The sequence below is a fragment of the Leisingera sp. UBA4491 genome (genome assembly GCF_002388965.1).
Taxonomy (GTDB): domain Bacteria; phylum Pseudomonadota; class Alphaproteobacteria; order Rhodobacterales; family Rhodobacteraceae; genus Leisingera; species Leisingera aquaemixtae.
The window spans coordinates 1-11,621 of the sequence record NZ_DGNN01000024.1 but is presented as its reverse complement, the minus strand read 5'-3'; the positions used below and the strand labels follow the sequence as shown (position 1 = coordinate 11,621).

Here is an 11,621-nt window from a genome sequence, read left to right as displayed (position 1 = left end):
TCAAATCCCTCCCTCTACTCGCTCTTCAGCCCCGGCGCCAAATCCCGGGTACAGGTACAAATCATTCACGTCCGGCTGGTCCGCATCCGGATCGGGGCGCGAGCGGATCCAGCTGGTGTGCCCCAGCCGGGTGGTGCCGCCCAAGGATGCGCGCGGCACCTCATCGCCCGCCAAGACCAGGTTCACGTCCCAATCCAGCACATCGCCAACATAAGAGCGCACAATCGCGCGCAGCCGTTTCAGCGCTTCACCGCCCGGCAGCAGCCGCTCGTAATCCTTCAGCGTCAGCGGCCCGATGCGGATGCGGAACTTGGCGGTGCGGCTCCACACCTTTTCGCCGATGCTGGTGCTTTGCCCCAGCCCGCCATAGCCCAGGCCCCAGCGGTCATCCGGCTCCAGCTCCAGCCAGCTGCCGACATATTCCTCCAGGCTGACCGGCACCTCGAAAAACGCTGCCAGGATCGACACCAGCCCGTCCGGGTTCTTCGCGCCGCGGGCCAGGTGGCCGGCAAAATGCAGCTTGGCCAGGTCGGGCATCTCGTCCCGGCCGGTGAACTTGAAGCCATTATAGCCGATCAGAGACGCCACCTTGCGCGCCATCGGATCATCGGCCCGGTCAAAGCTGACCGCTGGCGAACCTTGCGTCCAGGCGCGGAACAGCAGGCTCATCAGCCGGTGCGTCAGCATGTCGGCAAAGGCCACCATTGTCGGATCGCGGTGGTTCCTTTTGCGGTCGCGGGCGTATTCGGTCAGGTGCAGCGGCAGCGGCCCTTGCGGCCCGAACAGGCCGAAGAAGCGGTTGGTCAGCACCGCGGGTTTATCACCCTCCGCCGGTTTGAAGGCGGCAATCGTCGAGGGCGGGAAGGCCAGTTCCGCCTCCTGCCCCAGCCGCAGCCTGTCCTGGCGCGGGCGGCGGCTTTCGCCAAGGCGGGGGGCGTCGCCGAAATGCGCCTCCAACACCCTCAGGGCCTGAAAAACGTGGTGTTTCTCAGGCTCCGCAGCCAGCCGGCCATAGAGGCTCAGATCATCCGGCCAAGGCCCTTTTCCGGTCGCCATCTGGCAATTTCCCCGCGTTTTTCAGTCTTCAGGACTGTCTCCGTGAATGAGTTGATGCTGGCATACCCGCGGAAGAACCGTTCCAGCACGGCCCCCAGCGCATAGATGTTGCTGCCCTCGAAAAAACTCTCGTCAAAGCCCAGGGTGATCTCCAGGCCGCGCACCGCGGTCGACAGCACCTCGTCGCTCATCCGCCGCACGATGGGCCGGGCGCCAACGGACAGGATGCCCTCCAGCTGCTTTTCCGTCACCCGGTCGCCCAAGGGCGCATACAGCCCAACCAGCTCGCGCAGCGCCTCCGCCGACTGGCCCTTGCCGGTTTCGGCAATCGACACGTAGTTGAGGCTCAGGTGCGAGATCAGCCGCCAGGCGGTGTCCCCCTGCGCCAGCGTCGGGTGCGGGCGGGTGGGCGACACCGGCAGCGTCACCTTCTTGACCGGCCCGCCTTCGGGCAGGTGGAACACATCGTCATTGCCGGTGGCCAGCAGCATCGGCAGGTCGCGGTTGGTGCACAGCGCAGTGACCGCCAGCTGCTCCAGCCCCGGCGAATAGGGCACCTGGGCCCGGTCCACCAGCGTCAGGAACACCTCCGATCCCAGGTAAGAACTGCGCACCCCGCGCAAACGCTCCTTCTCCGAGCGCTGCCGCATCCGCCGTTTGACGGTGTAATAGGCCGGGTGGCTTTCGCCCGCCGCGGTGAAGTCATTGGCGGAATAGAACGGGCGGAACACCACGTCGTCCTCGCCCTCGCCGCTGATCCCGACCACGCTTTGCAACGCGTAGACCTCGAAATCGAGACCCGCGGTGCGGTTCGGGATCACGTGATGCTCTGTATCAATCGGCGCAATCCGCACCCGGTCGCAGCGCTTCTCAAACAGGTTCACGGCGGGCACCGCGTTCAGCTGGAACACCTCCGGCACCACGATCGGGGCCACCTCGGGCATGCCTTCGCGCAGCAGGATATAGAGATCCACCTCGCTGCCGGCGGATTTCTCCAGCCCCGCCCGCAGCCCCTGCAGCTCGACAAAGCGGAACCGCTCCGGCATCGCGAAATATTCCTGCAGCAGCCGGTAGCCGTCATAGACCCGGCGCGGCAGCGGCAACAGCGCCTCTTCGGGGCTGAACCCCTTTTGCACCACCTTGGCGCCGCGCAGCGGCAGCTGCCAGTCCGCCCGCCGGTCGGTCGAGCGCGCCACGATCCCCTGCACTTGGGTGCACAGCAGCTCCAGCAGCGGCCAGCTGTTGCCCGCGGAGCCGGACAGGTACAGCGACAGCTTGTCCATCTCCAGCTTTCTGATCGGGTCGCCGTCAATCCGCTTGATGCGCAGCCGGATGCCCGCCCGCGCGTCATAGCCGGTGGCCACGCCCGCCGCGACCAGCTCGCCGCGGCCGTCGATACACTGCGCCTCGGTGATCTGGATCGGCCACATCGTCAGATCGGCGGCGGTGCGGAATTCGCAGGGCGTCTGCTCGCCCTCGGTCAGCCGCGACCTGAGGGTGGCGCCGCGCTTCAGCACATAGCCGCTTTTCACCGCCGAGTTCGCCGCATCCGGCTCAAACGCCGCGATCATCATCGACGGCGTCGGCGCCAGGTAATGCGGATAGATGATTTCCAGAAGGTTCGAGGTGAAGTTCGGATACTGCAGCTCCAGCTCCAGCTGCACCCGCGCGGTCAGAAAGGCAGCGCCCTCCAGCAGCCGCTCCACATAAGGGTCGAGCACCTCGACCCCCTCCATCCCCAGCCGGGCGGCGATCTTGGGATAGGCGGCGGCAAACTCCGCGCCCATGTCGCGCAGGTAATTCAGCTCGTTTTCGTAATGGGTCAGCAGCCGTGTATCCATGTCACAGCGCCCTTTCCATTTCCACTTCGCCGGTGGTCAGATCGACCTTGCTGCGCAGATACAGCTCCAGCGGCATCGGCTGCGCCCACATGTCAGCGCGGATCTCCAGGCCGACGGTCATCTCGGTGGCGTCGGTCCCCTCCTGCAGCCGCACATCGACCGAGCCGTCGATGATCCGCGGCTCATAGGTGGCAATCGCCTTTTTGATCGACCGCCGGATCGCTTCCGCCTTCTCAGAGGTCGAGGCTTCGCCCGCCACCTCCACCAGCCCGTAGTTCAGCACCGAGGCCGACACCGACGGGTATCTCTCCGCATCGAAATGGCTTTCGACATTCTGGGTGTTCAACAGCCACGACAGATCGCGCTGGATGATCTCCCTGAGCCGCACCAAGTCGATCACCCGGCTCTCGCGGGTTTCCTTCTGATCGCCTGGCGCATTGTCGGTCAGCCGGTCCAGCAGCGAGGGCTGCAGGCGCTCGGCCAGTGTCTTGTCAGCCATTCTCTTCGCCGTGCCCATCCATCCGGAGTGTGCGCACGTCCATGATGGCAATGTCCTCATCGCCGATCGCCAGCAGCCGCTGGCCCAGACCGGTATAGGTTTCCCCGCCGGCATCCTGCCACACGGTGGCGCGCGCCAGCATCGACAGCCCGTCCGCCTTCTCGCTGCCGGGATAGCGGGTCGGGATCATCGCCGCCACCGAACCGCCGCCCGCCAGCGTCAGGGTTCCGGCCGTCCAGACCGCATCGCGCAGGTCGCTCGGCTCTTCTGCTTCGAACGAGACGATCTTGGAAAACGGCAGCCAGTAATACTTGCCGTTCACAATCGCCTCCAGCACCGGCCCCAGCCGCATGTCAGCGTCCGCGATCCATTCAAACCGCTTGCCGTTCACCTCGCCCGGGCTGGCCGGTGCCGCATCGAACGCCTTGGCGCGCAGCTCCGCGGCCTCCTTGGGATTGCCGGCTGCCAGCAGCTTCTGCGCTTCGATCAGATGCGCCAGCCATTCCTCCGGCTCGCCCAGGATCAGCGGCGATTTCTCCCCGGCAAAGACCTTCTCGCGGTAGACCTCGCAGATGATCGCCTCCCGGTAGGCCTGTGCCATCACCGTGGCGCCTTCATCCAGCCCCGCCGCCGCCTTGAGCTGGGCAATCGCCCGCTTCCAGTCGCCCAGCACGCACAGCAGCTGAAACAGGAAAACCCGCAGCTTGGCGTTGCTCGCGTCCGCGCGGATCTTGGCTTGCAGCGCCTCCAGCGCCGCCCTGGGATCACCGGCCTTCAGATGCTCTTCGGGTGTCATGGGGCTCTACTCCGCAACGTGGATGGATGCTGCAAATGCTTCAGAAAAAACGGACCCCGGGCGCCGATACGCCCGGGGCCAGCGCAAAGCTTTACTCGACCTTGCCGGTCTGCACGTTCCACTTGAAGGTGCCTTCAGTGGTCAGTTTACCGGTTTTCTGGTTGGTCGACTTGTACTCATGCTCAAGCGACGCATAGGCCAGCGACCAGGTCTCTTCCGGGATGCCGTCTTCGCTGGCAGAGATGGAATAGCTGTCCACCACCACATCCTTGAACTTCCAGGTCGAATAGACCAGCAGGCCCTGGCTGGCGCTGTCACCCGAACGGCACCAATGCATGACGATTTCCGGGCGCACGGTGCCGTTTGCCACCGACAGGGCCAGACCGTTGGACGCCTTGCCCATCTGCGAGGTCAGCTCGACCTTGCCGAAGTTGGAGTTCGCATGCATCCGCTGGGTCGAACCCAGGTCGGTCATTTCCACGGCACGCTCGACGTTCCAGCTCGCGGACTGAACGACGATCCATTTCTTGTGCTGTTCCTCGGTGGCGTCGCCTTCGATGTCCGAGATTTGCACGAACATATTTGCAGCCATTTTTCTATCCTTTCAAAAACTAAGAACTCTACTGCAGTATGATGGGAGTGAGGCTGGAGAGTGGGAAATCAGCCTCCCTTTTCCGAGGGCAGTTTCGATACCAGCCGCAGCGAGACGGAAAGCCCCTCAAGCTGGTAATGCGGGCGCAGGAAGAATTTCGAGGTGTAATACCCCGGGTTGCCCTCTACCTCTTCCACAACCACTTCGGCTGCGGCCAGAGGCTTGCGCGCCTTCTCGTTCTCCGAGGAGATATCCGCGTTGAAATCAACATAGTTGTTGATCCAGTCCTGCAGCCAGGATTCCATGTCCTGACGGCTTTTGAACGAGCCGACCTTGTCCCGCACCATGCACTTCAGATAGTGGGCGAAGCGGCAGGTGGCGAACAGATACGGCAGCCGCGCGCCCAGGTTGGCGTTGGCGGTCGCGTCCGGATCGTCGTACTCGGCCGGCTTGTGCAGCGACTGCGCGCCCATGAAGGTCGCAACGTCGGTGTTCTTGCGGTGGATCAGCGGCATCATGCCGTTCTTCGCCAGTTCCGCCTCGCGCCGGTCGTCGATGGCAATCTCGGTCGGGCATTTCTGATCGACGCCGCCATCGGTGGTCGGGAAGGTGTGGCTGGGCAGGTTTTCCAGCGTGCCGCCGCTTTCCACCCCGCGGATGCGCGAGCACCAGCCGTACATCTTGAACGACCGGGTGATGTTCACCGCCATGCCGTAGGCCGCATTGACCCAGCCGTATTTCTCGCTGGTTGCGCCTGCGGTGTCTTCCTCAAAGGCAAACTCCTCCACCGGGTCGGTCTTGGAGCCATAGGGCAGACGCCCCAGGAACCGCGGCATCGCCAGTCCGACGTATTTGGCATCCTCGCTGTCGCGCAGGCTGCGCCAGGCGGCATATTCCGGGGTCTGGAAGATCTTGGTCAGGTCGCGCGGGTTCGACAGTTCCGACCAGCTGTCCATCTGGAACAGCGTTGGCTTGGCGCCGGTGATCAGCGGCGCATGCGCGGCCGCGGCGATCTTGGACAGCTCGCCCAGCAGCTCGATGTCCGGCGGGGAATGGTCAAAGTGATAATCCACCACCAAAGAGCCATAGGGCTCGCCGCCCAGCTGGCTGAATTCCTCGGTGTAGATCTTCTTGAACAGCGGCGACTGATCCCAGGCCGTCCCCTTGAACTTCTTCAGGGTCTTGGACATTTCCTTCTTGGTGATCGGCATCACCCGGATCTTCAGCTGCTCGTCCGTCTCGGTGTTGTTGACCAGGTAATGCAGCCCGCGCCAGGCGCTTTCCAGCTGCTGGAAATCCTCATTGTGCAGGATCAGGTTCACCTGCTCGGTCAGCTTCTTGTCGATCTCCGCCACGATGCTCTCGATCGAGCGCAGCGCGTCGTCGGAAATCAGTGCGGAGTTTGCCAGCGCCTGCTCGGCCAGGGTCTTGACCGCGCTCTCCACCGCAGTCTTGGCCTGATCCGACTTGGGGCGGAATTCCTTCTGCAGCAGGTTGGCAAATTCGGCAGAGCCAAAGGCGGCTTCACCGGCAGCGGCTTCCGCCTGGAGTTCTTCTTCAGCCATCTTTGTCCTCCCCTTTTATTCTTCGCTCTCGGCGTCACCGCCGGGTTTCGGCTGCGCGGCCAGGGTTTTCAGCAGGCTCGGATCCTGAATGATCTTGGAGATCAGATCCTCGGCGCCGGTCTTGCCGTCCATGTAGGTCATCAGGTTCGACAGCTGGCTGCGCGCTTCCAGCAGCTCGCGCAGCGGCTCCACCTTGGCGGCGATGGCTGCGGGCTTGAAATCGTCCATGCTCTCAAACGTGATGTCGACCGCAAGGTTGCCCTCGCCGGTCAGCGTGTTGGGCACGGTGAAGGCGGCGCGCGGCGCCATCGACTTCATCCGGTCATCGAAGTTGTCCACGTCGATTTCCAGAAACTTGCGGTCCGCCACCGCGGGCTGCTCCACTTCGGATTTGCCCACCAGGTCGCTCATCACGCCCATCACAAACGGCAGCTGCACCTTCTTTTCGGCGCCATACAGCTCCACGTCATATTCGATCTGGACCCGTGGGGCCCGGTTGCGTGCAATGAATTTCTGTGAACTTCCGGCCATCTAGGTCTCCTTGCTCGTCTTGCTGTCACGGGTGCCGCGGCGGGGTCCGCCGCGGCTGTCTGCCGTGTCCGTCAGTCATCGTCTTCTTCGATGCCGCCGATCAGGTGGACGTTATCCACCCCTTGCGGGGCCATGTCTTTCATAATGGTGAGGAAATCGGCCCCAACCAGCCGCTTGCACCGTTCCAGCAGGATCGGCAGCGGGCTCGAAGGTTCCGCCCGCCGGTAATAGCTGATGATGCGGTCCAGCGTGTTGGACACATCCGCGGGTGAGTTGATCGCGCCCGCCGGCCGGCCCGCTGCAGCCGCAGCCGGGGCGGCTGCCCCGGCCTCCACGGCCTCATCCTCTTCGGCGCCACCCTCGGCAGCCTCATCCGCACCGGCACCGGCATAGTTGCGGATCCGCTTGGCGATCTGCTGCAGCAGCTTGATCAGCGCGCTCAGATCCGGCCCCTGCCCCGGCGTCTGCGCATCAAACACCGCCGAGATCGCCCGGACATTCTTCTCCGCCGTCTCAATGGCCGCCAGCCGCTCCGCGATGAGATCCTCATCGCTGTCCTGAAAGGCGGCGCCGATGGTGGCGGTGTCGGGGATATGCTCCATGTCCGCGGGCGCGGTCATCATGCCTTCGGCAATTTCGATGTCGCGCAGGGAGAACCGGCCGAAGCCGCGGCTTTCGGTCAGCGGCGCCCGCCGCAGCGAGCGGTAAAGCGGCGACGCTCCCGCCATCCCGTCCGGCTGGCCGCACATGTCCTGCACCGCGTTGATCCGCATCGTCGGGTCGCCGTCATCCTCATCCAGCTCCGGATGGCAAGTCTCCCAGAACTCTTCCAGGCAGCCGCGGATATAGGTGGTCACATCAGCAAAGCCGGGCAGACCCTCGGAATGCAGCAGCGCATCGCCCAGGAACACCGCCGCGCGCAGATCATGGCTGCGCTCCAGCACCTCCAGCGCTTTCTTCTGAACTTCGCGGTAATCCGGATCCGTGGCGGCGATCGTCTCATTGCCGACAACGGATTCTTCCCCGGGCTGAGCCGCCAGCTCCATCTCGGTGAAGGCCGGGTCGTATTCGAGGTTGTCGCCGCTGGGCGAATCGTCCCCTTTGGACTGCAGCAATACTGCCGGATCCATCTAATCGCCCCCCCGCTTTTTCTTCCGGTTTTGCGGCCTTGTTAACGTAACGTCAAGCAGCCCCCCACCCTTTTCAGAACTGGCGGTTAAGGATGCCCTAATCTCAAACAAAAACTTGACCCCAAGAGAGCCTTATCGGCATCCTAAAGTCAAATGTTTTCACACCTTTTTGAGGCGGGTGAATAATGAGTATTGAGCGCATTTCCGGCAAGGAAGTCAAAGCGATGGTCCGCGAGGGCGCCAAGAAAAGGATGAGCTTTGCCTTCTGTCTGGACCAGAGCAAAGACCCGCTTCTGATGATCCAGCCGGGCAAGAAACCGGAAACCCTGAAACCCCCGATGAAGAAGGAAGGCGGCGGGCCGCCAATGGCCTGGGGAACCTATGTGGTGCGCTCCGGCGCGATGGAGATGATCTGCGAAACCGCGCCGCAGCGCATGATCACTGAGCTGAAGAAATTCCTCAAGCGCGGCAAGCCCAAGGTCAACGTGCTGTTCTACGACGACGGCGGCAACCTGCTGGACAGTCTCAAGCCGGAAAAGCCCGAGGGCCAGGTGACAGAGGAGACCGCCGCCGGCATCTCTGCCCCGGACATCGGCGAAAAGGCCGTCGCGCCGCTGAAACGCCGCCTCAAGCGCATCCAGCCGCGGATCAGCCTCGCCCCCGGCCCGCTGGAGCTGAAGCTCAAGCGCGCCTTGGCGAAATCCGTCAGCCTGATCAACCAGGGCCGCCTGCAGGAGGCTGAGACGATGATCCTGGTGATCGAACGCGCTGTCGCCCGCACCGGCAAGGACCGCGAGGACGAGGCCAAAGCAATGAAACGCGGCCAGCGCGAAATGGACCAGCGCAGCCTGGGCGCGCAGGTCAAGCGCGCCCAGTCGCTGCAGGCCAGCGTCGCCCGCGCCCCGGGCAAGGCCCGCAGCCGGCTGGCCCGCGCCCTGCACGTGGCCGCCCGGCACCTGAAACGCCGCGACCTCGACTCCGCCCGCGATGCCATGGACCGCATCGAAAAGGCGCTGACAGCCCTGGCCTGACCCGAACAACAGCCCGGCCCGCAGCGGTTGCGGGCTGGGCCTCCCACCGCACCCCGGAGACAGTGATGCCCCTGACCCGCCTGCTGACTGCCCTCGCCCTGATCTGCCTGCCGCTCGCCGCCGCGGCGGAAACCGGCCCGCTGCGGGTCGAGCTGAACAAGACCGAGGAGATCGAGGGCGGCGGCTGCCGCGCCTTTTTCCTGTTCCGCAACCAGACCGGCAAAAGCTTCGAAGGCTTCGAGATGTCGCTCGCCATTCTCGACGGCCAGGGGGTGATCGACCGGCTGCTGTCGATTGATGCCGCCCCGCTGCCGGTCCAGCGCACCACCCTGAAACTGTTCGAGATTCCGGAAATCGCCTGCGGCAACATCTCTGAAATCCTGCTGCATGACATCACCTCCTGCCAGCCCCAGAACGAGGACCAGATCGACTGTTTCCCGATCCTCGAGCTCGGTTCCCGCGCCGCCGCGCCGCTGGTGAAATAAGCCATGAGCGGCACCTGGGATATGCTTGGCACCGGCGGCCCGGTGATTGCGCTTCTGGCGCTGATGTCGCTGCTGTCGGTGACCGTGATCGCGGTGAAGCTGATCCAGCTCTGGCCGGTGCGTTCCGGCGCGGCGGCCCGCGAACAGGCCCTGGACCTGTGGCGGGACGGCGACCGCACACGTGCTCAGCAAAGCATCGGGACCGACCCATCCCCCGCCGGCCGGGTGATGGGTTATGCCATGCAGGCACTGCAGGACGGCCTGCGCGGCCCGCTGCTGCAGGATGAGCTGCAACGCCGCGGCAATGAGGAAGTCAGCCGCATGAACTCCCTGATCCGCCTCCTGGAGCTGATCGCCATGGTTGCCCCGCTGCTAGGGCTGCTCGGCACCGTTCTGGGCATGATTCAGTCCTTTCAGGAGCTGGAGCTGGCGCAAGGCGCCGCCAACGCCTCGGTGCTTGCCGGCGGCATCTGGCAGGCGCTGCTGACCACCGCCGCGGGCCTGATGGTGGCGATCCCCGCCGCCGTCGCCGCCGGCCTGTTCGCCGCCCGCATCGACGCCGCCGCGCAAGCCATCGAAAGCGCCGCCGGCCGCCTGCTGCTGATCGACGGGTCGCGTTAAAAATGGCCTCTTGCTCTCAGTCAATTCTTCACCGGACCGCTTGCGGTCCGGTTCGCGCCCGGCCCCGCCCCACAGGGCGGGCGCGAATGCGCCCCCCCTCGGAACCGGGCGCGAGCCTCCGTAGGGGAATGGCTTCGAGGGCGGCATGACCCTCAACCGGCCCGCCCGCCCCCGCGCCCTGATCTCGCTGGTGCCGATGATCGACGTAATGCTGATCCTGCTGGTGTTCTTCATGGTGACCTCCACCTACCTGAACCTCGACATGATCCCGGCGGTGAAACCCTCCGAAGGCGCTGCGGGCACTCCCCAGTCCCCGGCAGGCACCCTGATGATCCGCCTCGGCGCCGACGGCGTGCCGGTACTGCGCGGCACCGCGCTGGACGCGGAAACCCTGCAAGCCGCCCTCGCCGCCGCCGTGGCCGGGGAACCGCTGACCCAGGTGGTGATCCTGCCCTCCGGTGCGGCGCAGACCCAGGCGCTGATCACGGTGATGGACAGCGCCGCCCTGGCCGGCGTCACCCGCCTGCGCGTGCTGCGGCTGCAGGCGGCGCCATGAAGCTCAACCGCCCGGCCCGCAACCCGCATTCGGAAACCATCATCGCGCTGATCGACGTGGTGTTCTTCCTGCTGGTCTTCTTCATGCTGATCGGCCGGATGGACGCAACCGCCCCGTTTGACGTCCGCCCCGCCACCGCCGTCACCGGCCGCGATATGCCCTCGGGCGGCGTCACCCTGGCCATCTCCGCCCAAGGCGCCCTGGCGCTCGACGGGGAGGCGATCGCCCGCAGCGCCCTCTCCCCTGCCCTCTCCGCCCTGCTGGCAGACGATCCGGAGCTGCGCCTGCGCATCAACGCCCACCGCGCGGCTGAACTGCGCAAAGTGCTGCCGCTGGTGGCTGAGGGCGAAGCGCTGGGATTCCGCGAGGTGGTGCTGGTCGTCACCCCGGAAACGGACGGGTGATGCGCACCCCGGCCATATGGGTGCTGGGGCTTGCGGCCTCCGCCCTGGTCCACGCTGGCGGAGCCGCCGCGCTGCTGAACTCGCTCTCTCCTGGTCCGCTGCCGCAGCAGCCCGCACCGGAAAGCGCCCTCAACCTGCAGGCCCACCGCATCCCGCGGTCCGAGGCCGTGCCGCAGGCGGCGAAAGGCAAGCAAGCCCCTGAATCTCAAGCGCAAAGCCAAGGCCTCAGCGCAGGCAGCATCCCGCTGTCCAAAGCGCATTCGAAAGCTCCCGCAGCCGGCCGCCTCGCCTCTGCCGCCCCGCCAGCAACCAGCCTTGCACCCGCTGCCGCTCAGGCCGCTGCGGCATCCCCTGCACAGGCTCTGCCCGACATGCTCGCCAGCACCTCCGCGCCTGCCGCCAGCCTGCCCGGCGTCCGCCTGCCTGTCCTGGCCGCCGTGGCAGCGGAGCCGCAATCCGCCCAGGCGGTCCCGGCCCCGGCAGCGGTGCAACCGGCCGCGGCCGCCGCCGCGGC

General features: G+C 65.3%; 14 protein-coding genes. 6 read left to right on the top strand and 8 right to left on the bottom strand.

Going from position 1 to position 11,621, the window contains the following annotated elements; all coding sequences use genetic code 11:
* From tssG to tssA, 8 genes are all read right to left on the bottom strand, one after another.
* Positions 1-1,056 carry a type VI secretion system baseplate subunit TssG gene (gene tssG / locus B2P87_RS12680; RefSeq protein WP_141892257.1) on the bottom strand — a complete coding sequence of 352 codons (1,056 nt, stop codon included), beginning with the start codon at positions 1,054-1,056 and terminating at the stop codon, positions 1-3.
* The gene (gene tssF / locus B2P87_RS12675; RefSeq protein ID WP_141892258.1) at positions 1,020-2,897 is read right to left on the bottom strand and encodes a type VI secretion system baseplate subunit TssF; all 1,878 of its coding nucleotides are present in this window, start codon (positions 2,895-2,897) and stop codon (positions 1,020-1,022) included. Before tssF ends, tssG begins: the two co-directional genes overlap by 37 nt.
* 1 nt (position 2,898) lies before the next feature.
* Positions 2,899-3,396, bottom strand: coding sequence for a type VI secretion system baseplate subunit TssE (tssE, locus tag B2P87_RS12670; protein WP_141892259.1), 498 nt, complete (start codon positions 3,394-3,396; stop codon positions 2,899-2,901).
* Positions 3,389-4,192: a type VI secretion system accessory protein TagJ gene (locus B2P87_RS12665; RefSeq protein WP_058284678.1), complete on the bottom strand. Its 804-nt coding sequence runs from the start codon at positions 4,190-4,192 to the stop codon at positions 3,389-3,391. Before B2P87_RS12665 ends, tssE begins: the two co-directional genes overlap by 8 nt.
* Positions 4,193-4,283: 91 nt before the next feature.
* A complete protein-coding gene (locus tag B2P87_RS12660; protein WP_058284679.1) occupies positions 4,284-4,784 on the bottom strand; it encodes an Hcp family type VI secretion system effector in 501 nt (166 codons plus the stop codon).
* Between the two features lie 68 nt (positions 4,785-4,852).
* Positions 4,853-6,349, bottom strand: coding sequence for a type VI secretion system contractile sheath large subunit (gene tssC / locus B2P87_RS12655; protein WP_058284680.1), 1,497 nt, complete (start codon positions 6,347-6,349; stop codon positions 4,853-4,855).
* Between the two features lie 15 nt (positions 6,350-6,364).
* Positions 6,365-6,880: a type VI secretion system contractile sheath small subunit gene (tssB, locus tag B2P87_RS12650; RefSeq protein ID WP_058284681.1), complete on the bottom strand. Its 516-nt coding sequence runs from the start codon at positions 6,878-6,880 to the stop codon at positions 6,365-6,367.
* Positions 6,881-6,951: 71 nt separating this feature from the next.
* Entirely contained in the window at positions 6,952-8,010 is a 1,059-nt protein-coding gene (gene tssA, locus B2P87_RS12645) for a type VI secretion system protein TssA (protein ID WP_141892260.1), read from the bottom strand.
* Between the two features lie 185 nt (positions 8,011-8,195).
* On the opposite strand from tssA, the gene B2P87_RS12640 reads away from it, so the two are divergent.
* From B2P87_RS12640 to B2P87_RS12615, 6 genes are all read left to right on the top strand, one after another.
* Complete coding sequence (locus B2P87_RS12640; protein WP_141892261.1) at positions 8,196-9,041, top strand: hypothetical protein; 846 nt, start codon at positions 8,196-8,198, stop codon at positions 9,039-9,041.
* Positions 9,042-9,106: 65 nt separating this feature from the next.
* The gene (locus B2P87_RS12635; protein WP_141892262.1) at positions 9,107-9,526 is read left to right on the top strand and encodes a hypothetical protein; all 420 of its coding nucleotides are present in this window, start codon (positions 9,107-9,109) and stop codon (positions 9,524-9,526) included.
* Between the two features lie 3 nt (positions 9,527-9,529).
* Positions 9,530-10,147 (top strand): MotA/TolQ/ExbB proton channel family protein, encoded by a 618-nt coding sequence (locus B2P87_RS12630; protein ID WP_141892263.1) that lies wholly within the window; start codon positions 9,530-9,532, stop codon positions 10,145-10,147.
* A 145-nt stretch (positions 10,148-10,292) separates the two neighbouring features.
* Positions 10,293-10,703: an ExbD/TolR family protein gene (locus B2P87_RS12625; RefSeq protein ID WP_286852645.1), complete on the top strand. Its 411-nt coding sequence runs from the start codon at positions 10,293-10,295 to the stop codon at positions 10,701-10,703.
* Positions 10,700-11,107, top strand: coding sequence for an ExbD/TolR family protein (locus B2P87_RS12620; protein WP_058284687.1), 408 nt, complete (start codon positions 10,700-10,702; stop codon positions 11,105-11,107). Before B2P87_RS12625 ends, B2P87_RS12620 begins: the two co-directional genes overlap by 4 nt.
* Positions 11,104-11,621 (top strand): hypothetical protein (locus B2P87_RS12615; RefSeq protein WP_286852644.1); only part of this gene is annotated, 518 nt, incomplete at its 3' end. The genes B2P87_RS12620 and B2P87_RS12615, both read left to right, overlap by 4 nt.

Excerpts from the sequence above, each read along its gene's own strand:
- tssA (WP_141892260.1), bottom strand. The coding sequence starts at position 8,010 with ATGGATCCGGCAGTATTGCTGCAGTCCAAAGGGGACGATTCGCCCAGC.
- B2P87_RS12640 (WP_141892261.1), top strand. The coding sequence starts at position 8,196 with ATGAGTATTGAGCGCATTTCCGGCAAGGAAGTCAAAGCGATGGTCCGC.
- B2P87_RS12625 (WP_286852645.1), top strand. The coding sequence starts at position 10,293 with ATGACCCTCAACCGGCCCGCCCGCCCCCGCGCCCTGATCTCGCTGGTG.
- B2P87_RS12620 (WP_058284687.1), top strand. The coding sequence starts at position 10,700 with ATGAAGCTCAACCGCCCGGCCCGCAACCCGCATTCGGAAACCATCATC.
- B2P87_RS12665 (WP_058284678.1), bottom strand. The coding sequence starts at position 4,192 with ATGACACCCGAAGAGCATCTGAAGGCCGGTGATCCCAGGGCGGCGCTG.
- B2P87_RS12630 (WP_141892263.1), top strand. The coding sequence starts at position 9,530 with ATGAGCGGCACCTGGGATATGCTTGGCACCGGCGGCCCGGTGATTGCG.
- B2P87_RS12660 (WP_058284679.1), bottom strand. The coding sequence starts at position 4,784 with ATGGCTGCAAATATGTTCGTGCAAATCTCGGACATCGAAGGCGACGCC.
- tssE (WP_141892259.1), bottom strand. The coding sequence starts at position 3,396 with ATGGCTGACAAGACACTGGCCGAGCGCCTGCAGCCCTCGCTGCTGGAC.
- tssG (WP_141892257.1), bottom strand. The coding sequence starts at position 1,056 with ATGGCGACCGGAAAAGGGCCTTGGCCGGATGATCTGAGCCTCTATGGC.
- tssC (WP_058284680.1), bottom strand. The coding sequence starts at position 6,349 with ATGGCTGAAGAAGAACTCCAGGCGGAAGCCGCTGCCGGTGAAGCCGCC.
- B2P87_RS12635 (WP_141892262.1), top strand. The coding sequence starts at position 9,107 with ATGCCCCTGACCCGCCTGCTGACTGCCCTCGCCCTGATCTGCCTGCCG.
- tssF (WP_141892258.1), bottom strand. The coding sequence starts at position 2,897 with ATGGATACACGGCTGCTGACCCATTACGAAAACGAGCTGAATTACCTG.
- tssB (WP_058284681.1), bottom strand. The coding sequence starts at position 6,880 with ATGGCCGGAAGTTCACAGAAATTCATTGCACGCAACCGGGCCCCACGG.